General features: G+C 72.3%; 23 protein-coding genes and 1 riboswitch. Of the genes, 14 read left to right on the plus strand and 9 right to left on the minus strand.

Annotated elements, in window-relative coordinates; all coding sequences use genetic code 11:
* Positions 1-25 precede the first annotated feature (25 nt).
* Both RIU97_RS32750 and RIU97_RS32755 read left to right on the plus strand, forming a co-directional pair.
* The gene (locus tag RIU97_RS32750) at positions 26-826 is read left to right on the plus strand and encodes a carbon-nitrogen hydrolase family protein (protein WP_404961139.1); all 801 of its coding nucleotides are present in this window, start codon (positions 26-28) and stop codon (positions 824-826) included.
* A gap of 40 nt (positions 827-866) precedes the next feature.
* Positions 867-2,564: a flavin monoamine oxidase family protein gene (locus RIU97_RS32755; protein ID WP_404961140.1), complete on the plus strand. Its 1,698-nt coding sequence runs from the start codon at positions 867-869 to the stop codon at positions 2,562-2,564.
* Positions 2,565-2,630: 66 nt separating this feature from the next.
* Here the strand turns inward: RIU97_RS32755 and RIU97_RS32760 are convergent, their stop codons facing one another.
* The 4 genes from RIU97_RS32760 to RIU97_RS32775 form a co-directional block, all read right to left on the minus strand.
* Positions 2,631-3,212, minus strand: a complete 582-nt coding sequence (locus RIU97_RS32760) for a hypothetical protein (protein ID WP_404961141.1) — start codon at positions 3,210-3,212, stop codon at positions 2,631-2,633.
* Between the two features lie 47 nt (positions 3,213-3,259).
* Positions 3,260-3,937 carry a DUF5995 family protein gene (locus RIU97_RS32765; protein WP_404961142.1) on the minus strand — a complete coding sequence of 226 codons (678 nt, stop codon included), beginning with the start codon at positions 3,935-3,937 and terminating at the stop codon, positions 3,260-3,262.
* A 76-nt stretch (positions 3,938-4,013) separates the two neighbouring features.
* Positions 4,014-5,411 carry a uracil-xanthine permease family protein gene (locus RIU97_RS32770; protein ID WP_404961143.1) on the minus strand — a complete coding sequence of 466 codons (1,398 nt, stop codon included), beginning with the start codon at positions 5,409-5,411 and terminating at the stop codon, positions 4,014-4,016.
* A 93-nt stretch (positions 5,412-5,504) separates the two neighbouring features.
* The gene (locus tag RIU97_RS32775) at positions 5,505-6,743 is read right to left on the minus strand and encodes an MFS transporter (RefSeq protein WP_404961144.1); all 1,239 of its coding nucleotides are present in this window, start codon (positions 6,741-6,743) and stop codon (positions 5,505-5,507) included.
* Positions 6,744-6,798: 55 nt separating this feature from the next.
* Between RIU97_RS32775 and RIU97_RS32780 the strand changes: the two genes are divergently transcribed.
* The gene (locus tag RIU97_RS32780; RefSeq protein WP_404961145.1) at positions 6,799-7,950 is read left to right on the plus strand and encodes an ROK family protein; all 1,152 of its coding nucleotides are present in this window, start codon (positions 6,799-6,801) and stop codon (positions 7,948-7,950) included.
* Positions 7,951-8,546: 596 nt separating this feature from the next.
* Here the strand turns inward: RIU97_RS32780 and RIU97_RS32785 are convergent.
* The 3 genes from RIU97_RS32785 to RIU97_RS32795 form a co-directional block, all read right to left on the minus strand.
* Positions 8,547-9,296: an SDR family oxidoreductase gene (locus RIU97_RS32785; RefSeq protein ID WP_404961146.1), complete on the minus strand. Its 750-nt coding sequence runs from the start codon at positions 9,294-9,296 to the stop codon at positions 8,547-8,549.
* A 52-nt stretch (positions 9,297-9,348) separates the two neighbouring features.
* Entirely contained in the window at positions 9,349-10,248 is a 900-nt protein-coding gene (locus tag RIU97_RS32790) for an RNA polymerase sigma-70 factor (RefSeq protein WP_404961147.1), read from the minus strand.
* A 90-nt stretch (positions 10,249-10,338) separates the two neighbouring features.
* Positions 10,339-12,690 carry a chitinase C-terminal domain-containing protein gene (locus tag RIU97_RS32795; RefSeq protein WP_404961148.1) on the minus strand — a complete coding sequence of 784 codons (2,352 nt, stop codon included), beginning with the start codon at positions 12,688-12,690 and terminating at the stop codon, positions 10,339-10,341.
* A gap of 298 nt (positions 12,691-12,988) precedes the next feature.
* Positions 12,989-13,119, plus strand: a riboswitch (FMN riboswitch).
* A gap of 150 nt (positions 13,120-13,269) precedes the next feature.
* Between RIU97_RS32795 and ribD the strand changes: the two genes are divergently transcribed.
* From ribD to RIU97_RS32845, 10 genes are all read left to right on the plus strand, one after another.
* Positions 13,270-14,406: a bifunctional diaminohydroxyphosphoribosylaminopyrimidine deaminase/5-amino-6-(5-phosphoribosylamino)uracil reductase RibD gene (gene ribD, locus RIU97_RS32800; protein ID WP_404961149.1), complete on the plus strand. Its 1,137-nt coding sequence runs from the start codon at positions 13,270-13,272 to the stop codon at positions 14,404-14,406.
* Positions 14,407-15,036, plus strand: a complete 630-nt coding sequence (locus RIU97_RS32805) for a riboflavin synthase (protein WP_404961150.1) — start codon at positions 14,407-14,409, stop codon at positions 15,034-15,036.
* Positions 15,033-15,689 carry a nicotinamide mononucleotide transporter family protein gene (locus tag RIU97_RS32810; protein WP_361765248.1) on the plus strand — a complete coding sequence of 219 codons (657 nt, stop codon included), beginning with the start codon at positions 15,033-15,035 and terminating at the stop codon, positions 15,687-15,689. The genes RIU97_RS32805 and RIU97_RS32810 overlap by 4 nt, the downstream gene beginning before the upstream one ends.
* Entirely contained in the window at positions 15,686-16,975 is a 1,290-nt protein-coding gene (locus RIU97_RS32815) for a bifunctional 3,4-dihydroxy-2-butanone-4-phosphate synthase/GTP cyclohydrolase II (protein WP_404961151.1), read from the plus strand. The genes RIU97_RS32810 and RIU97_RS32815 overlap by 4 nt, the downstream gene beginning before the upstream one ends.
* 51 nt (positions 16,976-17,026) lie before the next feature.
* Positions 17,027-17,512, plus strand: a complete 486-nt coding sequence (ribH, locus tag RIU97_RS32820) for a 6,7-dimethyl-8-ribityllumazine synthase (RefSeq protein ID WP_007262951.1) — start codon at positions 17,027-17,029, stop codon at positions 17,510-17,512.
* A 58-nt stretch (positions 17,513-17,570) separates the two neighbouring features.
* The gene (locus RIU97_RS32825) at positions 17,571-17,852 is read left to right on the plus strand and encodes a phosphoribosyl-ATP diphosphatase (RefSeq protein ID WP_319730509.1); all 282 of its coding nucleotides are present in this window, start codon (positions 17,571-17,573) and stop codon (positions 17,850-17,852) included.
* 56 nt (positions 17,853-17,908) lie between these two features.
* Positions 17,909-18,757: an ATP phosphoribosyltransferase gene (gene hisG, locus RIU97_RS32830; protein ID WP_404961152.1), complete on the plus strand. Its 849-nt coding sequence runs from the start codon at positions 17,909-17,911 to the stop codon at positions 18,755-18,757.
* 44 nt (positions 18,758-18,801) lie between these two features.
* The gene (locus tag RIU97_RS32835) at positions 18,802-19,266 is read left to right on the plus strand and encodes a PH domain-containing protein (RefSeq protein WP_404961153.1); all 465 of its coding nucleotides are present in this window, start codon (positions 18,802-18,804) and stop codon (positions 19,264-19,266) included.
* A 200-nt stretch (positions 19,267-19,466) separates the two neighbouring features.
* Positions 19,467-20,897 carry a hemolysin family protein gene (locus tag RIU97_RS32840; protein WP_404961154.1) on the plus strand — a complete coding sequence of 477 codons (1,431 nt, stop codon included), beginning with the start codon at positions 19,467-19,469 and terminating at the stop codon, positions 20,895-20,897.
* Complete coding sequence (locus RIU97_RS32845; RefSeq protein WP_404961155.1) at positions 20,894-21,937, plus strand: hemolysin family protein; 1,044 nt, start codon at positions 20,894-20,896, stop codon at positions 21,935-21,937. Before RIU97_RS32840 ends, RIU97_RS32845 begins: the two co-directional genes overlap by 4 nt.
* A gap of 213 nt (positions 21,938-22,150) precedes the next feature.
* Here the strand turns inward: RIU97_RS32845 and RIU97_RS32850 are convergent, their stop codons facing one another.
* Both RIU97_RS32850 and RIU97_RS32855 read right to left on the minus strand, forming a co-directional pair.
* Entirely contained in the window at positions 22,151-24,067 is a 1,917-nt protein-coding gene (locus RIU97_RS32850; protein WP_404961156.1) for an AAA family ATPase, read from the minus strand.
* A 388-nt stretch (positions 24,068-24,455) separates the two neighbouring features.
* On the minus strand, positions 24,456-25,091 hold the full coding sequence (locus tag RIU97_RS32855; protein ID WP_404961157.1) for a uridine kinase: 636 nt from the start codon (positions 25,089-25,091) through the stop codon (positions 24,456-24,458).
* Positions 25,092-25,200: 109 nt separating this feature from the next.
* Between RIU97_RS32855 and RIU97_RS32860 the strand changes: the two genes are divergently transcribed.
* Entirely contained in the window at positions 25,201-26,565 is a 1,365-nt protein-coding gene (locus tag RIU97_RS32860; protein ID WP_404961158.1) for a peptidase C39 family protein, read from the plus strand.
* Positions 26,566-26,745 lie beyond the last annotated feature (180 nt).

Genomic DNA, 26,745 nt, shown 5'->3' on the forward strand with positions numbered 1-26,745 from the left:
ACCCCTCCTGTCACAGAGGTAGCCCATGCCTGCGCTGCGCACCGCCCTCCTCCAGAGCTCCGGAGTTCTCGGCGACACCGCCCAGAACCTCAAGGCGCTCGACGAGGCGGCGGCGAACGCCGCGCAGGGCGGGTCCGGGCTCCTCGTCACCTCGGAGATGTTCCTGACCGGCTACGCGCTGGACCTCCAGGACATCCCCAGGCTCGCCGAACCGGCCGACGGCCCGTCCGCCGTCGCCATCGGCGAGATCGCCCGCCGCCACGGCATCGCCGTCCTGTACGGCTACCCGGAGCGGGCGGACGACACCGTCTACAACGCGGCACAGCTCATCGGCCCCGACGGGGTGCGGCTCGCGAACTACCGCAAGACCCACCTCTTCGGCTGCTTCGAACAGGACGCCTTCACCCCCGGCGACACCCCCGTCGTCCAGGCGGACCTCGACGGCCTCCGCATCGGCATCATGATCTGCTACGACGTGGAGTTCCCCGAGAACGTCCGGGCGCACGCGCTGGCCGGCACCGACCTCCTCCTGGTGCCGACCGCGCAGATGCACCCGTTCCAGTTCGTCGCCGAACAGCTCGTCCCCGTACGGGCCTTCGAGAACCAGATGTACATCGCGTACGTCAACCGCACCGGCCCGGAAGGCGAGTTCGAGTTCGTCGGACTCAGCTGCCTGGCGAGCCCCGACGGGGTCACCCGGACCCGGGCCGGCCGCGGCGAGGAGATGGTGTTCGGCGAGGCCGACCCCGAGCTGCTGGCCGCGTCGCGCGAGAACAACCCCTACCTGCGCGACCGCCGCCCCGGGCTCTACGCCTCCCTCGTCTAAGACCTCTTCCCCCAGCCCTGCCGCAAGGAGACGTACCCCCATGACGTCCACGGTGCCCACCACCGCCGTCCCGCACAGCGACGGACAGCCGCCGATCACCATGTTCGGCCCGGACTTCCCGTACGCGTACGACGACTTCCTCGCCCACCCGGCGGGGCTCGGTCAGATACCCGCGACCGAACTCGGCACCGAGGTCGCCGTCATCGGCGGCGGGCTGTCCGGCATCATCTCGGCCTACGAGCTGATGAAGATGGGCCTCAAGCCCGTCGTCTACGAGGCCGACCAGATCGGCGGCCGGCTGCGCACCGTCGGCTTCGAGGGCGCCGGCACCGAGGAGCTGACCGCGGAGATGGGCGCCATGCGCTTCCCGCCGTCCTCCACGGCCCTGCAGCACTACATCGACCTCGTCGGCCTGGTCACCGAGCCCTTCCCGAACCCGCTCGCCGAGGCCACCCCCTCGACGGTCGTGGACCTCAAGGGCGAGACCCACTACGCCGAGACCATCGCCGACCTCCCGCAGGTCTACCGCGACGTCGCCGCCGCGTGGAACGCCTGCCTCGACGAGGGCGCCGACTTCTCCGACATGAACACCGCGATGCGCGAGCGGGACGTCCCGCGCATCCGCGAGATCTGGGCCAAGCTCGTCGAGAAGCTCGACGACGAGACCTTCTACGGCTTCCTCTGCAAGTCCGAGGCCTTCCAGTCCTTCCGCAAGCGCGAGATCTTCGGCCAGGTCGGCTTCGGCACCGGCGGCTGGGACACCGACTTCCCGAACTCCATCCTGGAGATCCTGCGCGTCGTCTACACCGAGGCCGACGACCACCACCGCGGCATCGTGGGCGGCTCGCAGCAGCTGCCGCTGCGCCTGTGGGAGCGCGAGCCCGAGAAGATCGTGCACTGGGCCCAGGGCACGTCCCTGTCCACCCTGCACGACGGCACCCCGCGCCCGGCGGTGACCCGCCTGCACCGCACGGCCGGCAACCGCATCACGGTCACCGACTCCTCCGGCGACATCCGCACGTACCGCGCCGCGATCTTCACGGCCCAGTCCTGGATGCTGCTGTCGAAGATCGAGTGCGACGACACGCTCTTCCCGATCGACCACTGGACGGCGATCGAGCGCACCCACTACATGGAGAGCTCGAAGCTCTTCGTCCCCGTCGACCGCCCCTTCTGGCTCGACAAGGACGAAGAGACCGGCCGCGACGTCATGTCGATGACCCTCACGGACCGCATGACCCGCGGCACGTACCTGCTGGACAACGGCCCGGACAAGCCCGCCGTCATCTGCCTCTCGTACACCTGGTGCGACGACAGCCTGAAGTGGCTGCCGCTGTCCGCGAACGAGCGGATGGAGGTCATGCTGAAGTCCCTCGGCGAGATCTACCCGAAGGTCGACATCCGCCGCCACGTCATCGGCAACCCGGTCACCGTGTCCTGGGAGAACGAGCCCTACTTCATGGGCGCGTTCAAGGCCAACCTCCCGGGCCACTACCGCTACCAGCGCCGCCTGTTCACCCACTTCATGCAGGACCGCCTCCCCGAGGACAAGCGCGGCATCTTCCTCGCGGGCGACGACATCTCCTGGACGGCCGGCTGGGCCGAGGGCGCGGTCCAGACCGCCCTCAACGCCGTCTGGGGCGTCATGCACCACCTCGGCGGCTCCACGGACGCCACCAACCCGGGCCCGGGCGACATGTACGACGACATCGCCCCGGTCGAACTGCCGGAGGACTGACCCTCCCGGCCCCTGATCACGGGCCGCCGCCCCGCGAACGTCAGCACGCGGGCCGGCGGCCCGTTCTCATGCCCGCCGCCTCCAGACCAGCCGCCACCGCTCCGCCCGGCCGGCGGCGATACGGACATCGTGCGGAACGGGCCGGCCGGCGAGGCTCACCCCGCAGCCGGCGCAGAGCGTGTGCTCCGTGAACCCGTCGTGCCAGGTCTTCGTCCCGCGCCCCTCCACGCACACAGGGCACCTCTCCAGGTCCCCGGCCGGGGCGCGCGTGATCTGCCGCATCACCACCGAGAGCGGCTCACCCGGGTGGAACTCCGGGTCGGGGCACCAGAGCCGCCGACGCGGCTCCGGCGGCTCCGGGACCCGTGCCCCGGCGAGCTTCTGCACCCGGCGCCCGCCCTTCCAGGCCCGGAACGCGGCGAACCAGACCTCCCGCGCCGCGTGCAGCTCCTCCACCGCCCGCACCACCGCCTCCGGGTCCTGCTCAGGTTCGGGCGGGATCCCCGCGCTGCGGCACAGGTGGTGGTAGGTCGCGCGGAACCCGTACGGGGCGAACTCGGCGAGGCACGTGCACAGCGCGGCGAAGCGGAGCGCCGGCGAACGCGCGGGATCGTGCGCCCGGAGGCGGTGCGTGGTGAAGCTGGCCATCGCGTGAGCCTAGACGCCGGCGCCCGCGGACCGCCCGGGGCGTGCGGTCAGGCCCGGCTCGGGGACCGGCCCGCTTCCGAGGGCGTCCTGACGGGGGTCAGCAGGCAGCGGCCGACCAGGCCCACGCCCGCGTCGAGGGAGTCCGCGAACTCCTCGGCCAGTTCCGGCGCCCGGCGCAGCGTCCACAGCAGCCGGGCTGCCGACCAGGCACCGGCCCGGGCGCGCTCCAGGCTCCAGGAGCCGACCAGGTGGGTCAGTGGGTCGGCGATCTCCAGCAGGTCCGGGCCCGGCATCAGGTCTTCCCGGATGTGCTCCTCCAGCGAGACCAGCGTGTCGCCGACCCGGTCGAAGTCCGCCTCCAGGGCCCGCGGTTCGCAGTCCAGCTCACCGCACGTGGCCACCACGGCGAGCGCCAGGTCGTGCCCGATGTGCGCGTTGATCCCGGCCAGCGCGTGCTGCAGCGGCTGGATCCCGGGGTGACGGCGGTACTGCAGCAGCGGGCGCCAGCAGGCCGGGGCCCGGTCCGCCTCCACCGCCGTCAGGTACCGCTCCGCGAACCGCACGCTGAGGGTCGCCGCCCGCCGGGGCGCCGGGAAACACCCGTGTTCGATCCGATCGTGCAGGGTCTCCGTCACCGTCAGGTAGACCCGGTTGAAGACGGCGACACCGTCCTGCGGCGGGAGCCGCTCCTCCAGGGCGCGCATCCGCGCCAGCACCGCTTCCATGGGAGGCAGAGTCGCAGGCGCCGACGCGGATCCGGGGAACTTGGCCGTACGCTTCCCCGGTTCGGGCGAAACCCCGTCAACGGGGCTTGTCCTCCGCCGCCCCGCCGGCGTCGTAGGCGGAGGTGCCCGCGTCGAGCAGGGGCTCCTGCGACTTCAGGTGCGCGGGGGCGAAGTAGCGCAGCGCGTGATAGCCGGCGATCACCACGATCGTGCCCAGCGCGATGCCGCCCAGCTCGAAGCTGTCGGTGATCTGCAGCTTCACACCGCCGACGCCGATGATGATGCCCGCCGCGGCCGGCACCAGGTTCAGCGGATTGCGCAGGTCCACCCGGCCGTTGATCCAGATCTGGGCGCCCAGCAGACCGATCATGCCGTACAGGATGACGGTGATGCCGCCGAGGACGCCGCCCGGGATCGCGGCGACGACGGCGCCGAACTTGGGGCACAGACCGAAGAGCAGCGCGAAGCCCGCCGCCGCCCAGTAGGCAGCCGTGGAGTAGACCCGGGTGGCCGCCATGACGCCGATGTTCTCGGAGTACGTGGTGTTGGGCGGGCCGCCGACGGCCGTGGACAGCATCGACGCGGCGCCGTCCGCCGCGATGGCCGTGCCCAGCTTGTCGTCGAGGGGGTCGCCGGTCATCTCGCCCACGGCCTTGATGTGCCCCGCGTTCTCGGCGATCAGCGCGATCACCACGGGCAGGGCGATCAGGATCGCGGACCAATCGAAGGACGGCCCGTGGAAGGACGGCAGGCCGATCCAGTCGGCCTTCGTTACCCCGGAGAGGTCCAGGCGCCAGTGGTCCACGGCCGCCTCCCCGCCCACCGTCGAGTGGATCTTCCCGAAGAGCAGGTCGAAGAGCCAGGAGATCGTGTACCCGAAGACCAGCCCCAGGAAGATCGCGATGCGCGACCAGAAACCGCGCAGGCAGACCACGGCGAACCCGGTGAACAGCATGGTCAGCAACGCCGTCCACTGGTCCTGCGGCCAGTACGTCGACGCCGTCACCGGAGCCAGGTTGAAGCCGATCAGCATCACCACCGCACCCGTCACGATGGGCGGCATCGCCGTGTGGATGATGCGCGCGCCGAAGCGCTGCACCGCGAGACCGGCCAGGAACAGCGCCACGCCGACGACGAACACGGAGCCCGTGACGACCGCGCTGTCCCCGCCCGAGGCCCGGATCGCCGCCGCGACGCCGACGAAGGACAGCGAGCAGCCCAGGTAGGAGGGGACCCGGCCGCGCGTCGCGAGGAGGAAGATCACGGTCGCGACGCCGGACATCATGATGGCCAGGTTCGGGTCCAGGCCCATCAGGACCGGTGCCACGAAGCTCGCGCCGAACATCGCCACGACGTGCTGGGCGCCGAGCCCGGCGGTCCGCGGCCACGACAGCCGCTCCTCCGGCCGGACCACCGCGCCGGGGGCGGGGGTCCGCCCGTCTCCGTGCAGGGTCCAGCCCACGCCGAGGCCCATGTTCCACTCCTCTTCTCCGGACGGTCACCGCGCCGGCCGCTCACACGTCGAGGCCGCAGCGCACGGATCGTGCCGCTGCGGCCAGTCGACATATTACGGCCGGATATCGATGGTTTCGTCCCGCTCGGTCGGACCGGCCTTCTCGCCGGCCCCGCCCCCAGACTGCCCCACCGGCGGCCGCTGACGCAGCACCGCGGCGCCCACGACCAGCGCGAAGGCCAGTAGCGTGACCAGACCGAAGGACACCACCAGCGAGCTCGCGTCGGCCACCGCGCCGATCGCCGACGGCGCGATCAGCCCCGAGGTGTACGTGATCGTCGCGACGCCCGCGATGGCCTGCGCCGGGGCGGGCCCGCTGCGCGCCGCGGCCGCGAAGGCCAGCGGGACCACCACCGCGATGCCCAGCCCGATCATCCCGAAGCCGGCCATGGCCGCCACCGGATCCCGCACCAGCACCACGAGCAGCCCGCCGGCGGTGGCCAGTACGCCGCCCGCCCGGACCGTGCGCACCGGCCCGAACCGGTCTACCACCCGGTCCCCGGCGAGCCGGGCCACGGCCATCGTGAGCGCGAAGGCCGTGGTGGAGGCGGCCGCCAGGCCGGCGTCGGTGTGCAGCACGTCCCGCAGGTAGACCGCCGACCAGTCCAGGCTCGCGCCCTCGGCGAAGACCGCGCAGAACCCGATGGCCCCGATGAGCTGCGCGGACTTCGGGGGCAGCGTGAAGTGCGGCGGCGCCTGGGCCTCCCCGTCGCTCCTCAGGTCGAGCACCCCCCGTACGGCGAACAGCCCGGCCGCGGTGAGGACGAGCGCGGCGACCAGGTGGTGCAGGCGGGCGTCGGCCCCGCCGTGCGCGGCGACCATGCCGGCGGCCGAGCCGAGCAGCGCGCCCACGCTCCACATGCCGTGCAGCGAGGACATGATCGAGCGGCGCAGCCGGTTCTCGGTCTCCACGCCCAGCGCGTTCATCGCCACGTCCGACATGCCGGCGGTGGCCCCGTAGACCAGGAGCGCGAGGCAGAGGGCGGGCAGGTTCGGGGCGAGGCTCGGCAGGATCAGGGAGAGGGTCCACATCGCCAGCAGTCCGCGCAGCGCGGCGCGGGCGCCGAACCGGTGGTTGATCCGCCCGGCGAGCGGCATCGCGAACGCCGCACCGAGGGCGGGGAAGGCGAGGGCGAGGCCCAGGGTGCCCGCGCCGAGCTGGGCGTGGTCCTGGATCCAGGGGATGCGGGTGGCGAAGGAGCCGGTGACCGCGCCGTGGGCACAGAAGACGGCGGCGATGGCGAAACGGGCGTGGCGCAGGCGCGCCGGGCTGAGGTGGTTGTCCCCGGTCATGACAAATAAACTATCAGGGACCCTGCCTGATAGATAATGATCTCGACTCCCTAGGATGGGCGCCGTGACTTCCGCCCCCGCCCCGGTACCGTCCCCCGCCTCGCCCAGCACGGCCCGGGCCATCAACGACCGCCTCGCCCTGCGACTCCTCCAGGAGTCCGGGCCGCTGACGGCCACCCAGCTCAAGTCCAGGACCGGGCTCTCCCGCCCCTCGGTCGCCGACCTCGTCGACCGGCTCGCCGGAGCCGGGCTGATCGAGGTCGTCGGGGAGTCCGGCGAACAGCGGCGCGGCCCGAACGCCAAGCTGTACGGGATCGTCGCGAACCGCGCCCACCTGGCCGCCCTGGACGTCCGCACGGACCGGGTCACCGCCGTCGTCACCGACCTGCTCGGCCACCCCCTGGCCGAGGCCGCCCTGCCCGTCGGCGCACCCGAGGACGCGGTGGCGGCCCTGCTGCGCACCGCGCACGAGGCCGGCGCCGCGGCCCTGCACACCGTCGTCATCGGGGCCCCCGGCCTGGTCACCCCGGCCACCGGCGAACTCCGCGACACCAGCGGCCTGCCGGCCTGGCACCGCAACCTGGTGACCGCCCTGCAACGGACCCTGCCCGCCGTGGTGGTGGTCGAGAACGAGACCAACCTGGCCGCCCTCGCCGAGCAACGCCTGGGCGTCGCCCGCGGCCTGGACTCCTTCGTGCTCCTGTGGCTCGGCGCGGGGGTGGGCGCGGCGGTGGTCCTGGACGGCCGGCTGCGCCGGGGCGCCTCCGGAGGGGCGGGCGAGATCGGCTTCCTCCCGGTACCGGGCACCGGCTCCCTGCCCTCGGCCGCCGACTGCGGGGGCGGGTTCCACGCCCTGGCCGGACGGGACGGCGTGACCGCGCTCGCGCGCGAACACGGCTTCGCGGGCCCGGCGGAGGAGGCGGTGGCCGGAGCCGCCGGCGAGGCCTTCCTCGAAGCCCTGGCCGAGCGGCTCGCGCTGGGCGCGGCGGCCGCCGCGGCGATCCTGGACCCCGGCTGCGTGGTCCTGGCGGGCGAACTCGGCCGCGCCGGCGGTCCCGCGCTGGCGGCCCGGGTCGCCCACCGCCTGGCGAAGCTGACCCCGGTCCCGACGGAGATCCGCGCCACGACCCTGGGCGACCCGGCGGTCCTGGCCGGAGCCCGCCTGGCCGCACGGGAGGCGGCGCAGGAGGTGTTGTTCGGGGGGTAGGGCCGGGTCCACCCGGGGCGTTCCCTGCGGGTGGTTGCGCCGCTCGTGCGGGATCGGGCCTGTTGTGCCCCGGGCCGGGCGGGTGCTGGGGCGGGGCGCGCGCCGGGGCGTCTCCTCGAGCGCGGGTGGTTGCGCCGCTCGTGCGGGATCGGGCCTGTTGTGCCCCGGGCCGGGCGGGTGCTGGGGCGGGGCGCGCGCCGGGGCGTCTCCTCGAGCGCGGGTGGTTGCGCCGCTCGTGCGGGATCGGGCCTGTTGTGCCCCGGGCCGGGCGGGTGCTGGGGCGGGGCGCGCGCCGGGGCGTCTCCTCGAGCGCGGGTGGCTGCGCCGCTCGTGCGGGATCGGGGCGGCAGGCTTCGCCGGTGCGGGTGGGGCCGTGCGCGCGCCGGGGCGTCTCCTCGGACGCCGAACGTGACGGGGGGTCGGCGGGCCGGGCCACCTTGCGTTCGACGCCCTGCGGGGAGCGCCCCGGCACACACCCGGCCCCGGTGGGACTGCGGCGTTCCGGCCGGCCGGGCCAGGGGTGCCCCGGCACGCACCCGGCCCCGGTGGGACTGCGGCGTTCCGGCCGGCCAGGCCAAGGGACCCGGCCCCGCCCGTTACCGCCCCCGCGCCGCGAGGAACTGTGCGAACGTGCCCTTGCCCACCGCGTGGGACGGGGTCAGGTGGCCGCCCCGGCGGAAGGCGGCGTACGTCTTGCCCGCCAGCGGGACGGGGACCACCCGGCCGCGGCGGCCGGTCGCCTCCAGGTAGGCGCGGGCCAGGTCCGTCAGGCGCCGGATCTGCGGACCGCCCATGTCGGGGACCCGGCCCGCCGGGGCGGGGACCGCGAGCTCGGCCAGCCGGTCCGCGACCTCCTCGACGGCGATCGGCTGCACCGGGACCCCCTTCGGCACCGGCACGACCGGCAGCTTCGCCGCAGCGTCGGTCACCTGCGCCACCAGGTCGTGGAACTGCGTGGTGCGCAGGATCGTCACCCCCAGCCCGGATCCCTCCAGCATCCGCTCCACCCGCAGCTTCGCCTTGTAGTAGCCGAGCGGAACCACGTCCACCCCGACGATCGAGATGTAGACCATGTTGCCGACCGTCCCCGCCCGGCGGGCCGCGTCGATCAGGTGCCCCGTGGCCATCTCGTCGCCCTTGCCCGCGCGGCGCGTGTTGCTCGCGCAGTGCACGACCACTTCCACGCCGGCCATCGCCGCGTCCAGTCCGCTTCCGTCCTGCAGGTCCACCGGGTACTCGGGGGCGTGCCGGCTCAGTACGCGGACCTCGTGGCCCGCCTCCCGCAGCCGGGACACGACCAGGGTGCCGAGGGTGCCGGTGCCTCCGGTGACGAGGATGGTGCTCATGGGGTCCGCCTTTCGCCGGGAACGTTTTTCGCCAGCTGGGACAGGACAGTCCTCAGGAATGTGACAGCTGCCGCCGGAGGAAGGCCAGCTTCTCCGGATTGACCACCGTGCTGATGCCGCTGACCAGTCCGTTCTCGAATTCCACCAAGAGGACCGCCACCTCCCCGAAGAGCAGCGCGGGCGTGCCGTTGACCTCCGCGACGGTGACCGGCAGGCCCGCGGCGAACTTCTCCAGCACCCCGATCGAGAACCGGGCCACCTTGTCCCGCCCCACGATCGGCCGCAGTGCCGCGCCGACCACGCCGCCGCCGTCCGACACGTACCGCACGTCGGCCGTCAGCAGGCCCTCCAGCCGTTCCAGGTCCCCGCCGCGGGCCGCCGAAAGGAAGGTCTTCACCAGGCTCTGCCACCGCTCGGGGTCCGGTTCGAAGCGCCGCTCCTCGGTGGCCGCCCGCTCCGCCGCCACCCGGCCCGCCGCCCGACGGTAGAGCTGGCGGCAGTTGGCCTCGCTGAGGTCCAGGAGCCCGGCGATCTCCCGGTGGCCGTACGCGAAGGCCTCGCGCAGCACGTAGACCGCCCGCTCCACCGGCGTGAGCTGCTCCAGCAGCACCAGCAGGGCCATCGACACGCTGTCCCGCTGCTCCGCCGACTCCAGCGGGCCGAGCGTCCCGTCCCCGGTGAGGACCGGCTCCGGGAGCCAGGGGCCGACGTACTCCTCGCGCCGGACGCGCGCCGAGGTGAGGTTGTTGAGGCACAGATTCGTGACGACCTTGGCGAGCCAGGCCCCCGGGTGCCGAATGTCCGCGCGGTCCGCCGACACCCAGCGCAGGTACGCGTCCTGCACGGTGTCCTCGGCCTCCGCGGCGGAGCCGAGCATGCGGTAGGCGATGCCGAACATCCGGGGCCGGTGTTCCTCGAAGTCCGCTTCGGTCGCGGTGACATGGGTGCTCACCGGGACAGCCTAGGCACGGGCGAGGACCCGGTGGCCGCCGGGCCACCGGGTCCTCACCCGCTCACGTGCGCACGCACGTACGGATCAGGGTCAGCAGGCGCCCTGGTCCTTCCAGACACCCCATTCTCCGGTGGTGCCGGGCTCCTCGTTCTGCGTCCACCACTGGGCCTTCCAGTTGCGGCCCTTGTGGGAGACGACGTTGCCGCTGTTGTAGACCGTGCCCGCCGCGTACGCCGGGCCGGTGCAGGTCCCGCCCGTCGGGGGAGGGGTGGTGGGCGGCGTGGTCGGGGGAGTGGTCGGCGGGGTGGTCGGCGGCTGGGTGCCGCCCGGTTCCGTCACCGTGGTGCCGCGTGCCAGGTCACCGGCGAGGGCGTAGGTGGTGCCGGAGATGTTCACCGTCCAGTTGGAGGGCGTGGAGACCGGCAGGTAGTAGTTGAACGCCAGGTCCACCGAGGCGCCCGGGGCCAGCGTCTGCCAGGCCGGGAGCTTGAGGGAGACCCGCTGGAAGTCGCCCTTCAGGCCGCCGGCGTTGGTGCCGGTGTGACCGCTGCTGATCACCTTCGTGCCGAAGCCCGACTGGTCGGAGGCGTTGTCCGGGGCCGAGGTCCCGTAGTCGAACTGGAACTCGGTGCCCCCGGGCAGCGTCGTGTTCGTGTTGTTGGTGATCTTGAGCTTCGGGGTGAGCGGGTAGTTGGAGTCCCCCAGCTTGAACTCGGTGAACTCCGTCCTGATGTTCACGGCCTGGGCGGGAAGCGCCGCGTTGGACTTCTTCGCGCCGTACGGGGAGGCCGACTTGAACTTCTGGTACATCGTGTCGGTGAGCGTGTCACCCATCTCGTACTGGCCCTTGGCCGCGTTGTACGCGTAGTCGCCCGCGAGCTCCCAGACCATCGTGCCGCCGATGCCCTTGTTCACCACGTAGTCGGCCTTGGCGGCCACCGACTGCTCGTCCTCCGTCGAGAGGAAGACCTTCTTCTGCGCGTTCCACAGCCACGGCGCCACCAGGGTGGAGTCGTACTTGCGGACGTAGGCGCCGCTCAGCGTGGTGTTCGCCGGGAAGCCGTACCTGGTGACGTAGTCGCCGACGACCCCCTTCTCCAGGTTCTTGGCGTGCCACATCGGGTTGGAGCCCGCCGGGGACTCGACCCCGTTGGTGTCCTTGTCGTGCCAGAGGTTGTCGATGCCGACCGCGCCGTCACCGCACTTGGCCAGGCCCGCGCCGGCCGGGCAGGTCGTCGCGGGTGCCTTGCCCCACAGCCCGTCGGTGCCGCCCTGCACGTTCTTGAAGCCGCGCGTGTAGTAGGGCAGGCCGATGTTGATGCGGCCGCCCGGCATCGAGCCGCGGAAGTAGTGGTACGCCCAGTCGGTGTTGAGGTAGCCGATGCCGCCGTACTGGGAGGTGGAGTAGACGCCGGCGGCGGCGAGTTCGCCGTCCTTGCCGTCGTCGAAGAGCGAGGCGTTGGGGCCGACGTACTCGTTCCAGGCGCCGTGCAGGTCGTAGGACATGATGTTGACGTAGTCCAGGTACTTCTGGACCTGGAACGTCTCCATGCCCCGCAGCAGGTAGCCGGAGGAGGGGGCGGCGACGGAGAGCAGGTAGTGCTTGCCGTCGGCGGCGCCCGCGCGGTCGAGCTTCTCGCGCAGGGACTTCATCAGGGCCGCGTAGCCCTGGACCAGACCGGCGCGGCGGGCGTTGGCCAGCTGCCAGTCCAGCGGGTTGCCCGCGTCCTTCATCGTGGTCGGGTACTCGTAGTCGATGTCGACGCCGTTGAACCCGTACTTGCGGATGAACTCGACCGAGGAGTCGGCGAAGGTGTCGATGCCGGCCTGGTTCACCGAGCCGTCGGCGTTCGTGGCCATCGAGTAGAAGCCGCCGGAGGCGACGCGGTTGCCGTCGTCGCCGAAGTAGCCGCCGGTCTCGGCCCAGCCGCCGACCGAGATCAGCGTCTTGACGCCCGGGTACTGCTTCTTGAACTTCGTCAGCTGGTTGAAGTGGCCCTTGTAGGGGAGGGCCGGGTCCATCTCGGCGCCCGCGACGCCGGGCCAGGTCATCCCGGTGGCGGCGTTGTTCACGTTGTCCGCGCCGACCGAGATCTTGTTGTCGGCGCCCACGTGGGCGAAGGCGTAGTTCAGGTGGGTGACCTTGGACCACGGGATGTTGTGGGCGAGGTAGGCGGGCGTGCCGTCCTTGCCGGTGCGCCAGCCGGTGAAGTATCCGATGACGCGGCGCTGGTGGTCGGCGCCCATCTTCTCGCGGCCTTCGGAGTCGTAGACCGAGCAGTACGGGACGTCGACGCCGGCCGTCTTGTAGAGCCCGTCGGGGCGACAGCTCTCGTTGTCGGCGGCGTGCGAGACGCCCGCAGAGAGCCCGCCCACCAGCAGTCCGGCGATCGCGGCGCCGGATGCCAGGAGCATCGCTCTCGTACGTGTGGGGGACGGCATGGTGCCTCCTGGGGAGGGGAGGATGCGGGACACAGGTGGACACAACGTGAAGCAACAGGACTGGTGCAGAAGCGTGTTGGCCCGTGACGTGCGCACATCTGACGGGCTGTTCCCGAGAAGATGAAGGGAACGTTAAGAGGACTAGACCACCCCGTCAATAGGTCTGGACCAACCCCCGGCCCACTTGGCCAGGTCTCGGCCGCGGTCACCCCCCGGGTCACCCTCTGTGAGCCAGGCCACACCGCATCACCTGCGTGGCGGCGGATCACCCGTGGCAGACTGGCTGGAGTACCAGTAGCAGCGCACTCCGGGGTCGGTGTAATTCCGAACCGGCGGTTATAGTCCGCGACCCGTCCGCAGCCAGCGGCCGGTTGACCAGGTGAGATTCCTGGACCGACGGTTAAAGTCCGGATGGGAGGCAGTGCGCGGCGGGCCAGTCACGGGTACGCCGCCGTCGGCGGTTCATCGGCATATCCCTGCGGACATGCCCGATCGGACCGTTTTTTCGGCCTCGGCGTCCCCCTGTGAGCTGGACCGCTTCATCTGTCGTATCCCGACAGGCCCCGGAGTCCGTGCCCGATGAGGCAGGAGGACCCGGTGGCGACACACGCCGCGCACGCAGCACCCGCATCCGACGCGGGTACCCGTGCCATGCGCCGAGCCGTCGAGCTCGCCGCCCGCGGACTCGGCTCCACCAGCCCCAACCCCGTCGTCGGCTGCGTCATCACCGACGCCTCCGGAACCGTCGTGGGCGAGGGCTGGCACGAGCGGGCCGGCGGCCCGCACGCCGAGGTCAACGCCCTGCGCACCGCAGGCGACGCGGCCCGCGGCGGCACCGCCTACGTCACCCTCGAACCCTGCAACCACACCGGCCGTACGGGACCCTGCGCCCGCGCCCTCGTCGAGGCCGGGATCGCCCGCGTGGTCTACGCCGTCTCCGACCCGAACCCGCAGGCCAGCGGTGGCGCGGCCACCCTGCGCGCCGCCGGGGTCGACACCGAGGCCGGGCTGCTGGAGGCGGAGGCCGAGGCCGGCAACACCGCCTGGCTGACCTCCGTACGGCTCGCCCGCCCCCATGTGACCTGGAAGTACGCCGCCACCCTCGACGGCCGCAGCGCCGCGGCCGACGGCACCAGCCGCTGGATCAGCTCCTCCGAGTCCCGCGCGGACGTCCACCGGCTGCGCGCCGAGGCCGACGCCGTCCTGGTGGGCGGCGGCACCCTGCGCGCCGACGACCCGCACCTGGCCGTACGCGGCATCGACGGAGCCACCCAGCCCCTGCGCGTGGCCCTCGACACCCACGCCGGACTCCAGCCGGGCGCCCGCATCCTCGACGACTCCGCACCCACGCTGCTGGTCGTCGCCGAGGACGCCGACACCCGTCACCTGCCCGGCGTCGACCTCCTGCGGCTGCCCCTGCAGGACGGCCGCATCCCGGTCCGCAGGCTCCTCGCGGAGCTGTACGCCCGCGGCGTGCGCTCCCTCCTCCTGGAGGGCGGCCCCACCCTGGCGGGCGCCTTCGTCGAGGACGGAGCCGTCGACCGGATCGTCGGCTACCTCGCCCCGGCCCTGCTCGGCGCCGGCCCCGCGGCCTTCGGCGACGCGGGCATCACGAACATCTCCCACGCCGTACGCCTCGACATCACCGAGGCCGTGCGCGTGGGCCCCGATCTCCGCATCACCGCCATCCCCACCACCGCCCCCAAGGAGCACTGAGTGTTCACCGGAATCGTCGAAGAACTGGGCGAGGTCGCCGCCGTCGAGCAGCTCGAGGAGGCCTCCCGCTTCCGGCTGCGCGGCCCCCTGGTCACCGAGGGCGCCAAGCACGGCGACTCGATCGCCGTGAACGGCGTCTGCCTGACCGTCGTGGAGACCGCCGACGGCGAGTTCACCGCCGACGTCATGCAGGAGACCCTGAACCGCTCCAGCCTCGGCGCCCTCGCCGAGGGCTCCCGGGTCAACCTGGAGCGCCCGATGGCCCTCGGCGGACGCCTCGGCGGCCACCTGGTCCAGGGGCACGTGGACGGAACCGGCGAGATCCTCTCCCGGACCCCCTCCGAGCACTGGGAGATCGTCAAGGTCGCCCTCCCGGAGAACCTCTCCCGGTACGTGGTCGAGAAGGGCTCCATCACGGTCGACGGCGTCAGCCTCACCGTGGTCGAGGCGGCCGCCGACTGGTTCACGATCAGCCTCATCCCCACCACCCTCGCCCTGACCACGCTCGGCACCAAGCAGCCCGGCGACCCGGTCAACCTGGAGGTCGACGTCCTTGCGAAGTACGTCGAGCGCCTCCTGGCCGCCGGGGTCGACCCCCTGCACGCGCGTCCGACGGGAGACGACCAGTGACCGCCCTGACCTGGCTCAACGCCGAGGCCTTCACCGTCTTCGGCCAGAAGGTCATCTGGTCCGACATGATCGGCAACCTGATGGGCCTGGCCGCGCTCGCCCTGGGCTGGCGCCGCTCCATATGGACCTGGCCCGCCCAGCTCCTCTCCGGCCTGATCCTCATCGCCGCCTACGCCTCCGCCCACCTCGCCGGCGGCGTCGGCAAGCAGCTCCTGGTCATCGGCGTGGCCGCGTGGGGCTGGCGGGCCTGGCAGCTCGGCCGGCAGCAGGCCCAGGACGGCTCCATCGCCGTGCGCACCGCCACCTGGAAGGAGCGCGGACTGCTCCTCGCCGGAGCGGCGCTCGGCACCCTCGCCGTCGGCGGCCTGTTCACGCTCTACCCGGACCTGTCCTGGAGCCCGTGGGCCGACGCGTACATCTTCGTCGGCACCATCGTCGCGATGGTCGCCCAGGCGCGCGGCCTCGTCGAGTTCTGGATCGCCTGGCTCCTCGTCGACCTGGTCGGCGTCCCCCTCGCCTTCAACAACGGCCTGGCCTTCTCCGGCCTCGTCTACGTCGTGTACTTCGCCCTCGTGGTCTGGGGCGCCTACGACTGGTACCAGCGCTCGCGCACCACCACCCCCGCCCCGGCCCTGGAAGGAGCAACGGCATGACCACCCTCAAGCCCGTGCCCGAGATCCCCGAAGAGACCTTCCGCCTCGACCCCGTCGAGCAGGCCGTCCGCGACATCGCGGCGGGCCGGCCGGTGGTCGTCGTCGACGACGAGGACCGCGAGAACGAGGGCGACCTCGTCATCGCCGCCGAGAAGGCCACCCCCGAGATCATCGCCTTCATGATGAGCGAGTGCCGCGGCCTGATCTGCGCCCCCATGGAGGGCCCCGAGCTGGACCGGCTCGAACTCCCCCAGATGGTCCAGAACAACACCGAGTCGATGAAGACCGCCTTCACCGTCTCCGTCGACGCGAGCGCCGCCCACGGCGTCACCACCGGCATCTCGGCCGCCGACCGCGCCGCCACCCTGCGGCTCCTCGCCGACGGGGTCTGCGGCCCCGGCGACTTCGTCCGCCCCGGCCACATCTTCCCGCTGCGCGCCAAGCCGGGCGGCGTCCTCGTCCGCAACGGCCACACCGAGGCGGCCGTCGACCTCGCCCGCCTCGCGGGCCTGCGCCCGGCCGGTGCCATCGTGGAGATCGCCGGCGAGGACGGCGTCATGCTGCGCCTGCCCGAGCTGATCCCCTTCGCCCGCAAGCACGGCCTGACGATCATCTCCATCGAGGACCTGATCGCCTACCGCCGCTCCGCCGAGCCCACCGTGCGCCGCGAGGCCGAGGTCAGCCTGCCGACCGCCTTCGGCGCGTTCACGGCCTACGGCTACCGCTCCACCGTCGACGGCGTCGAGCACGTCGCCCTCGTCCACGGCGAGATCGGCGACGGCACGGACCTCCTGGTCCGCATGCACTCCGAGTGCCTCACCGGCGACATCTTCGCCTCCCAGCGCTGCGACTGCGGCCCCCAGTTGCACGCCTCCATGGAGCGGATCAAAAACGAGGGCCGCGGGATCGTCGTCTACCTGCGCGGCCACGAGGGCCGCGGCATCGGACTGCTGTCCAAGCTGCGCGCGTACGAACTGCAGGAGCGCGGCCGCGACACCCTCGACGCCAACCTGGAACTGGGCCTGCCCGCCGACGCCCGCGACTACGCGGCCGGCGCGCAGATCCTCGCCGACCTCGGCGTGCACGACGTCCGCCTGATGACCAACAACCCCGACAAGTCCGCCGCCCTCGTCCGGTACGGCATCGAGGTCACCGGCCGGGAGGCCATGCCGGTCGAGGCGGGCGAGCACAATCTCCGGTACCTGCGCACCAAGCGGGACCGGATGGGCCACGACCTGCCCTGGCTGGACGGGGCCGTGACCACGTCCGCCTGCGGCAACCAGTAGGCAAGCACCACCACCCGTACGTACATCCACGAACCACCGAGGAGCAGAGCTGTGAGCGGCAAGGGCGCACCCGAACTGAGCGTGAAGAACTGCGGAGACCTCCGAGTCGCCGTGATCGCGGCCCAGTGGCACGAGAAGGTCATGGACGGACTGGTCGACGGCGCCCTGCGGGCCCTGCACGAGCTGGGCATCGACGAGCCCACCCTGCTCCGCGTCCCGGGCAGCTTCGAGCTGCCGGTCGTGGCGAAGGTGCTGGCCGGTCGCGGTTACGATGCGATCGTCGCCCTCGGTGTGGTCATCCGCGGCGGCACCCCGCACTTCGACTACGTCTGCCAGGGCGTCACCCAGGGCCTGGTACAGGTGTCGATCGACACCGGAGTCCCCGTCGGCTTCGGCGTGCTGACCTGCGACAACGACGAGCAGGCGCTGGACCGCGCCGGGCTCGAGGGGTCGAACGAGGACAAGGGGCACGAAGCGGTCACCGCCGCCGTCTCCACCGCCATGACCCTGCGGACCGTCAGCGAACCCTGGCGCTAGTCCAAGGAGTGAACCCCGGCACGGGGACACCCGGGTGAGCCCTTACTCTAAGGACATCATGGCGAACGAACCCTCCAAGACCTTCGAAGAGCTCTTCACCGAGCTCCAGCTCAAGGCAGCCGAAGGCGACCCCAGCACCTCCCGCACCGCCGAGCTCGTCCACAAGGGCGTCCATGCCATCGGCAAGAAGGTCGTCGAGGAGGCCGCCGAGGTCTGGATGGCCGCCGAGTACGAGGGCAAGGAAGCCGCCGCCGAGGAGATCTCCCAGCTGCTGTACCACGTCCAGGTGATGATGGTCGCGCGCGGGATCTCCCTCGACGACGTCTACGCGCACCTCTGATCCACGGCACGCACACCCGCCCGTAACCACGCACACCACGCACCAAAGGAAGCCCCATGCTGCGCATCGCCGTCCCCAACAAGGGTTCACTCTCCGGACCGGCGTCGGCGATGCTCCATGAGGCCGGCTACCGGATGCGCAAGGAGTCCAAGGAGCTCGTGGTCGTCGACCCCGAGAACGAGGTGGAGTTCTTCTACCTCCGCCCCAAGGACATCGCGATCTACGTCTCCTCCGGCAAGCTCGACATCGGCATCACCGGCCGCGACCTGCTGCTCGACTCCGGCGCCAGCGCCGAGGAGATCCTGCCGCTGAACTTCGGCCGGTCCACCTTCCGCTACGCCACCACCCCCGGCACGGCGAAGGGCCCCGGGGACTTCCACGGGATGACGATCGCGACCTCGTACGAGGGAATCGTCGCCAAGCACCTCGCCGAGAAGGGGATCGACGCCTCCGTCGTCCACCTCGACGGCGCGGTCGAGACCGCCATCCAGCTCGGCGTCGCCCAGATCATCGCGGACGTCGTCGAGACCGGCACCAGCCTGCGCAACGCGGGCCTGGAGGTCATCGGCGAGCCGATCCTCACCTCCGAGGCCGTCGTGATCCGCGGCAACGGCGCCGACGCCGACGACCCGCAGGTCCAGCAGTTCCTGCGCCGCCTCCAGGGCGTCCTGGTGGCCCGCAGCTACGTGATGATGGACTACGACTGCCGCGCCGAGCACCTCGAGCGCGCGGTCGCCCTCACCCCGGGCCTGGAGTCGCCGACCGTCTCCCCGCTGCACAACGAGGGCTGGGTCGCGGTCCGTGCCATGGTCCCGGCCAAGGAAGCCCAGCGGATCATGGACGACCTGTACGAGCTCGGCGCGCGCGCGATCCTCACCACGTCGATCCACGCCTGCCGGCTCTGACCCGTCCGACCCGCGCCACCACTGCAGAAGGCACCTGAACCACCATGGCCGAGTCCGCCGCCCAGCCCGAACCCCCCGCCCTGCCGGTCACCTTCCGGCCGACCCGTACCCGGGTGGTCCTGCTGGGCGTCGGCCTCGCCATGTTCGCCACGATCACCTCGATCGCGGTGATGCTGGAGCGCCTGCAGCCCGGCGAGCGGATCAGCTTCGTCTTCGTCGCCGTCCTGCTGTCCTCCGTACTCGTCCTGCTCAGCCGCCCCAAGGTGGTCGCGGACGAGACCGGAGTCACCGTGGTCAACCTGACCACCACCCGCCGCCTGGAGTGGGCGCAGATCCTGCGCGTCAACCTCCGCCCCGGCGACCCGTGGGTGTTCCTGGACCTCAGCGACGGCACCAGCCTGCCCGTCCTCGGCATCCAGCCGGGTGTCGCCAAGCAGCAGGCGATCGGCGACGCCCGCGCCCTGCGCGCCCTCGCCGAATCCCGCGGAACCGGCGCGAACGACAGCTGAGACCGCCGATCCTCGTCGCTGCGTACCGTTGCGGCCGGGATCTCAATGACTACCCTGGTGGCGGGGCGCAGTCGTGCGCCCTCCCACCGGCCCCGGGACCCCGAGGTCCGTGGGCACCTGCGACTTGAGGAGTGACTCCCTCCAGCAATGGACGGATCGTCCGGTAGTACCCGCGCCGCCCTCCCTCCGGAGGCGGCGGCATGACCATTCCGCTACTCCTGCTCGCGGCGGCATTCGCCCTGATCCTCGCCAACGGTTTCTTCGTGGCAGCCGAATTCGGCCTCGTCACCGTGGAGCGACCCGAGGCCGAGCGCGCCGCAGCCGACGGTGACCGCCGTGCCCGCACGGTGGTCGAGGCCCTGAAAGAGCTCTCCTTCCAGCTCTCAGGCACCCAGCTCGGCATCACCATCACCTCCCTCGTGGTCGGCATGCTCGCCGAGCCCGCCCTCGCCGCGCTGCTGGCCGGGCCGCTCGCCGCGACCGGCCTGCCCGAGGGAGCCGTCCCCGGCGTCGCCGTCGTCATCGGCATGCTGCTCGCCTCCGCCGTCCAGATGGTCGTCGGCGAGCTCGTACCGAAGAACTGGGCGGTCTCCCGGCCGCTCCAGGTGGCCCGCTTCGTCGCCGGCCCCCAGAACGCCTTCTCCCGCGCCTTCCGGCCGGTCATCGCCGGGCTGAACGCCGTCGCCAACCGGCTCGTCCGGGCGCTCGGCGTGGAGCCGACCGAGGAGATGGCCTCCGCCCGGACCCCCGGCGAACTGGTCTCCCTGGTCCGCCATTCGGCCCAGGCCGGCGCCCTCGAACAGGACACCGCCGACCTCTTCGTACGGACCCTCTCGCTGGGCGAGCTCACGGCCCAGCACGTCATGACCCCCCGGGTGAAGGTCAGCGCCCTCATGCACACGGCCACCGCGGCCGACGTGCTCAACCTGACCCGTGCCACGGGCCTGTCCCGCTTCCCGGTCTACCGCGACCGCATCGACGAGGTCACCGGCGTGGTCCACCTCAAGGACGCCCTCGCCGTGCCCGAGTCCGACCGCGACCGCACCACCGTGAGCCGGATCTGCGTCGCCCCGCTGCTGGTGCCCGGCTCCCTGCCGGTGCAGCCGCTGCTGGAACGGTTGCGCAGCGAACAGCCGATGGCCGTGGTCGTCGACGAGTACGGCGGCACCGCCGGCGTGGTCACCCTGGAGGACATCGTCGAGGAACTCGTCGGCGAGGTCCGCGACGAGCACGACCTCGCCGAGGACGACAGCCCCGAACTGGCCGTCGTGGCGGCCGAGGACGGCCGCCCCTCCTGGGAGGCCGACGGCAGCTGCCGGGTGCAGACCCTGCGCCGGATAGGCCTGGAGGTGCCCGAAGGGCCGTACGAGACCGTCGCGGGCCTCGTCGCCGACCTGCTCGGCCGGATCCCCGCCCCCGGGGACCGGGCCGATCTCCCCGGCTGGAAGCTGTCCGTCCGCCGGGTGGGCCGCAACCGCGCCGAGCTCGTACGCCTGGTCCGGCTGACGGCGGTGCCCGCGGCCGGCGGGTACCGGCCCGCCTCCGCGGCCGACGGCGCCGGCCTGCTCGGCTCCGGCCGTCACGGCGAAGGCGTCCCGCAGCGGGCCGAGCTGGAAGGCGCCTCCCGGTGAACGTGCTCCAGCTCCTCTTCGCCCTGCTGCTGGTCCTCGCCAACGGCTTCTTCGTCGGCGCCGAGTTCGCACTCGTCTCCGTACGGCGCAGCCAGATCGAGCCCCTCGCGGCCGGCTCCAAGCGGGCCCGCCAGGTCCTCCACGGCCTGGAGAACCTCCCGCGCATGATGGCCGCCGCGCAGTTCGGCATCACCATCTGCTCGCTCACCCTCGGCGCGGTCGCCGAACCCACCGTGGCCCGGCTGCTGGAGCCCGTCTTCCACGCCGTCCACGTACCGCAGGGCCTGATCCACCCCCTCGGCTACGCGCTCGCGCTCGCCGCCGTGGTCTTCCTGCACCTGGTCATCGGCGAGATGGTCCCCAAGAACCTCGCCATGGCCGCCCCTGAGAAGACCGCCCTGTGGTTCAGCCCCGGCCTGGTCGCCTTCGCCCGTGTGTGCGGGCCGGTCACGACCGCGCTCGGCGCCTGCGCCAAGCTCGTCCTGAAGCTCTTCAAGGTCGAACCCAAGGACGAGGTCGAGGCCGTCTACACCTCCGCCCAGCTGGGCCGGCTCCTCATGGACTCCCGGCGGGCCGGGCTCCTGGAGCCGGTCGAGCAGGAGCGGCTGGAGGACGCCCTCGAACTGGGCAGCCGTCCCGTCAGCGACGTCCTCCTCGACCGGGACCGCCTGGTCACGGTCGGCCCCGACGTGACCCCGCGCCAGATCGAGCAGCTGACCGTGCGCACCGGCTACTCCCGTTTCCCCGTCCGTGCCGCCAGTGGCGCCTTCATGGGCTACCTGCACGTCAAGGACGTACTGGACCTGGAGGACCGGGAGCGGGCCGTGCCCCAGCGGGTCTGGCGCCGGATGACCACCCTGTGCGCCACCGTCCCGCTGGACGACGCCCTCGGCGTGATGCGCCGCGACGCCACCCACCTGGCGCAGGTCGCCGACCCCGCCGGCCGGGTCCTGGGCCTGGTCGCCCTGGAGGACGTCCTGGAAATGCTGGTGGGCGAGGTCCGCGACCCGTCACACCGGGCGTACGTGCGGGGCGCGTAGCCAGGGTTCCCCCAGACTCCGTCCGGGGGAACCCTGGAACCCCCACCCCTCAATCGCCGGCGGGCTGGATTTTCAGCCCGTCCGGCGTTTGAGGACCGGCTCCGGGCAGGCCCTGGGGGCACCTCCAGCGGTAGCTGGGGGAGAAACGGCGAAAGGGCGGGGCGGGGAGAAGGCTCCGCGCACCGGCCACCGCGGCCACCGCGGCCGCCGGGGTCACAACGGCGGCTCCGGCCGTTCCTGCGGCCCTCGGCCCGACAGGACCTCCCCGTACGCCTGCATCAGGTCCGGCAGCCGCAGCGTGGCCAGGTCGTCCCGCGAAGGCTCACCCGCGAAGCCCGCCAGCCGCAGGTCCCGGTACGCGCAGCTCTTCTCGTACAGCGTCCGCAGGAAGCGCCCGTTGCCGAGCTCGTCGATCCAGCCCTGCTCCACCACGTGCCCGCTGATGCTGCGCAGCTCCTCCAGCGACTCCTCGTCCCAGTGGTCCCCGTTCGCGTCCGCCAGCACCCCGCCGATCGCGGTCAGCTCCAGCGGCCGGTAGCTGGGGAAGTCCACCCGGGTGGTGAACCGCGAGGACAGCCCGGGATTGGCGGCCAGCAGCCGGTCCATCCCCGCCGGATAGCCCGCCAGGATCACCACCAGGTGGTCCCGGTTGTCCTCGGCCCGCTTGAGCAGCACCTGCAGGGCCTCGTCGCCGTACGCGTCGCCCTTGCTGTAGCCCGAGTTCGACAGCGAGTACGCCTCGTCCACGAACAGCACCCCGCCGATCGCCGAATCGATCAGCTCGTTCGCCTTCACCGCGGTCTGGCCCAGGAACTCGCCCACCAGGTCCGCCCGCTGGGCCTCCACCAGATGGTCCCCGCCCAGCAGTCCCAGCGCGTAGAAGACCCGCCCCAGGATCCGCGCGACCGTCGTCTTCCCCGTCCCCGACGGCCCCGAGAAGACGAAGTGGCGTTTCGGCGGCTGCACCGGTAGCCCCTGACCCGCCCGCAGCCGCGCCATGTGCAGCTGCGCCGAGAGCGCCTTCACCTGCCGCTTGACCGGTTCCAGGCCCACCATCCGCTCCAGCTCCGCCAGCGCCTCGGCGAGCGCCGCCGGGTCGGCCGGACCGGCCGGCAGCCCCTCGGGGCCGCCCTGCGGCGGGACGGGCACCTTGCGCCGTGCGCCCTCCACCCGGCCCGCCGGGGGAGTCGGCGGAGCCAGCGGGTCCGGCTCGGCCTGGTTGTCGGCCGCGATGTCCTGGACGGGCCCGCCGCCCAGCGCGACCGCCGCGAAGTCCCCGCCGGCCGGGGACGGGCCGTGCCCGGCGTAGGCCCCGTAGCCGGCGTACCCCGCCAGACCCGCCAGATCGGCCATGCCGTCGGTGTCGTCGCCGTCCTCGATGGCCGTCAGCCGGGCCGCGGTGTCCATGAACGAGGGATCCACCCGGTGCACCGCCCGGTACAGCGGCAGCGCCGCCGCGCTGCGCCCGGTGCCCTCGTGCGCCCGCGCCAGCCAGTACCGCAGCTCCTTGCGCTGCGGCTGCTCGCTGCGACATCGCATCAGGGCCGCCGACAGCATCGGCTCCGCCTGCCCGTACATCTCCAGCCGGACCCGGGCCATCCCGCCGAACAGCCCCGCCTCGATCCCCAGCAGCGGATCGTTCACCAGCGGCTCGGTGTGCCGGACCAGTTGCTCCCAGTCCTTCACCAGGTAGGCCCGGCAGGCGTGCAGGAACCGTACCTGGGAGTCGGTGTCCACCGGCGGCAGCGCCGCGAGGGCCTGGTCCAGCTCGGGCACGTGGCGGCCGTCCAGCCAGTGCGAGGCGTGGGCGAGCAGCAGGTCCCGCCGGCTCTCCAGCACCGGCTGCACCCACCAGCCCAGCCAGTACCAGGAGTTCAGTGTCCGCCGGTGCCGGGCCCGCTGCTCGCCGAAGCGGTCCCGGTGCGCGTACATCCGGAGTAACGCGTTGCCGGTGTCCACCCGGAGCGCGTGCAGCCCCAGCCAGGCGTCGGCCATCGAGGGGTCGAGTCGTACGGCCGCCCGGAACTCCTCCTCGGCCTGCGGATACGCGCCCATGGTGCAGGCGTCGACTCCGCGCAGCCAGGCGAGTTCGGCCGGGGCGTGCATGCTGCCCGGCGTGCCGAAATCCATCACGTCCCCCACAAGCCTGCCCCCGTGGTGCGCGGCAACCCCCGCTGCGAGCGCGCGAGTTGACCGGTGCCCCCGGCTGGCGTCGCTGAAATCAGGGCTGCATCGTACCTGCGGTTTCGCACCTTACGTAGGGCGCGACGGGCCGGGTTCGGGAGTGCGCCCCGGGGGCGTCCGGTGACTCAGGGTGAAGAACAGGGGCGGATCCGCGTCGCGTGACACCCGTGGGAAGGGGGTTCGCGGGCAGAACGAAGCCCCCGATCACGGGGGAACAATCGGGGGCTTCGTGTCTGCAGCAGCCGTAAGGCCGCGCATTGAGAACGTAAGGCCGGTGCGGGCCCCAGGTCAAGCAGGTCGGTGGAGGCCTGGCGGAGAGGATTTTCAGGGCCGCTCAGGCCCGGGGGAGTTCGTCACCCTCGGTCACGGAAGCGGCGGTTCCCGCCGTCGCTCCCGCCCCGGAAGACCACTCGTATCCCGTACCGCTCTGGCGCACCAGGGTGTCGGCGAAGGGGCGCGAAGGGTCATTGGAGAAGTGCGCGCGCTCCTCGCGCTCCCATCCGTCCCAGAAGTCGGAAAGTTCACGCCCGTCCCGGTTTCGCCCCCGCAGCCAGGACTGCGCACGAGGCGTCTCCATCCACAGCAGCCCCGCCAGAAGCGGGCGCAGCGCCCGCCGGCCGGCCCCGACCCCCTCGATCAGCAGCACCGGCGCCGGCTCCAGCACCCGCTCCGGCCCGAAGCGGCGCTCCACCCAGTCGTACGGGGCCCAGAGCGCGGGCCGTCCCCCGGCGAGCGGCTCCAGCACCTGCGCGCGCAGCCGCTCCTCCCAGCCGAACAGCTCCTCGTGGCTGGCCACGTCGTCCAGGTGCAGGACGGGCGCCCCGCCCAGCGCTTCGGCGAGCCGCCCCGCGAAGGTGCTCTTCCCGGATCCGGCGTGACCGTCGATCCCGATCAGGCGCACCGGGCCGAGGGAGACCGGCAACGCGGCAAGCTCCCGGGCGAGTGACTCAAGTGACTGCTGTGGCTCCACCCGACCAGCGTAGACAAACCCGACACGACCAGTGGCTTCGGCGTACGGCCGCCGGGAACTGGAAGGGTGAACCCACCGAAGCGCCGACCCACCCCGGGGGAACCTCGCGATGACAGCATCCACGCCACGCAGGGCCGTACTCGTCGCCGCTCTCGCGGTCGCCACCGCGGCGGCCGCCGGTGTCCCCGGCGGCAACGCCTCAGCGGCCGCCCGGCCGACCCCAAGGGCAGCGGGCCGCACCGTCGACAACCGCTTCTGGTACTCCTTCGCCCACTGGCTGGCCGGCGCCCACAAGGGCACCACCGCCGTCGGCGGCGCCCGTCCCGGCCTGGAGATCAAGACCGCCGCCGGCCGTACGGAGTACGCCGATCCGCACACCGGGACGAAGAGCGTCTGGGAGTACGCCACCTGGACCTCCCCGGTGCACCGCTCCACCGTGCCCGCCACCGAGGCCATCGCCTCCTGGAACGCCCGCACCCCGGCCGGCACCTGGATCCAGATCGAACTGCGCGGCACCTACACCGACGGCACCGCCACCCTCTGGTACGTGATGGGGCGGTGGGCCTCCGGCGACCGGGACATCCGCCGCACGTCGGTGGACGGCCAGACCGACGGGAAGTCCACCGTCTGGACCGACACCCTGGCCGTCGACGCCCCGGCCGCGGCCGCCGGGCTGCGGATCACGGACTGGCAGCTGCGCCTCACCCTGTACCGCAAGCCGGGCGCGGACCGCGGCCCCACCGTGTGGCTGGCGGGCGCGATGGTCTCCGACGTCCCGGACCGGTTCGCGGTCCCCGCCTCCTCCTTCTCGGGTCCCGCCCACGAGCTGAAGGTCCCGCGCTACTCGCAGGAGACCCACGCCGGGCAGTACCCCGAGTACGACAACGGCGGCGAGGCCTGGTGCAGCCCCACCTCCTCGCAGATGATCATCGAGTACTGGGGCGGGAAGGCCAGCGCCACCGCCCTGACCTGGGTGAACCCGAGGTACGCCGACCCGCAGATCTGCCACGCGGCCCGCTCCACCTACGACGCCGCCTACAAGGGCTGCGGCAACTGGCCCTTCAACCCCGCGTACGCGGCCACCTACCGCGGGCTCGCCGGTGTCGTCACCCGCCTCACCGCGCTGTCCGACCTGGAGACCCTGGTCCGGGCCGGCATCCCGGCCATCACCTCGCAGTCCTTCCGCACGGAGGAGCTCAGCGGCGCCGGTTACGGCACCGCGGGCCACCTGATGACCGTCATCGGCTTCACGGCGGCCGGGGACGTGATCGCGAACGACCCCAACTCGCCCGACAACCCCGCCGTCCGCCGCGTCTACAAGCGCGCCGAATGGGAGACCATCTGGTTGCGCACCAAGCGCCACGGCGCCTCCGGCAAGGTCGCCTCGGGTGCCGGCGGTATCTGCTACCTCTACTTCCCGGCGGCCCTGGGCGCGGGGCACACGGCCGCGCTGACGGCGGTCGGGGTGCTCTGAGAAGGCTCCGGGGAAGCTCGGGGGCAGGTCCGCGAAGGCTCCGGGGAAGCTCCGCGAAAGCTCCGGGAAAGCTCGGGGGCAGGTCCGGGAGGGGGCCGCGAAAGCTCCGCTGGTCCGGATGGCTTAACGGGCGGAATATGGGCATAAACGGCATATAAGGCTCCTTGTAGGAGGCAGTCC

Origin of the sequence: Streptomyces sp. 147326 (assembly GCF_045000215.1) — a bacterium.
In the GTDB taxonomy this organism is placed as follows: domain Bacteria; phylum Actinomycetota; class Actinomycetes; order Streptomycetales; family Streptomycetaceae; genus Streptomyces.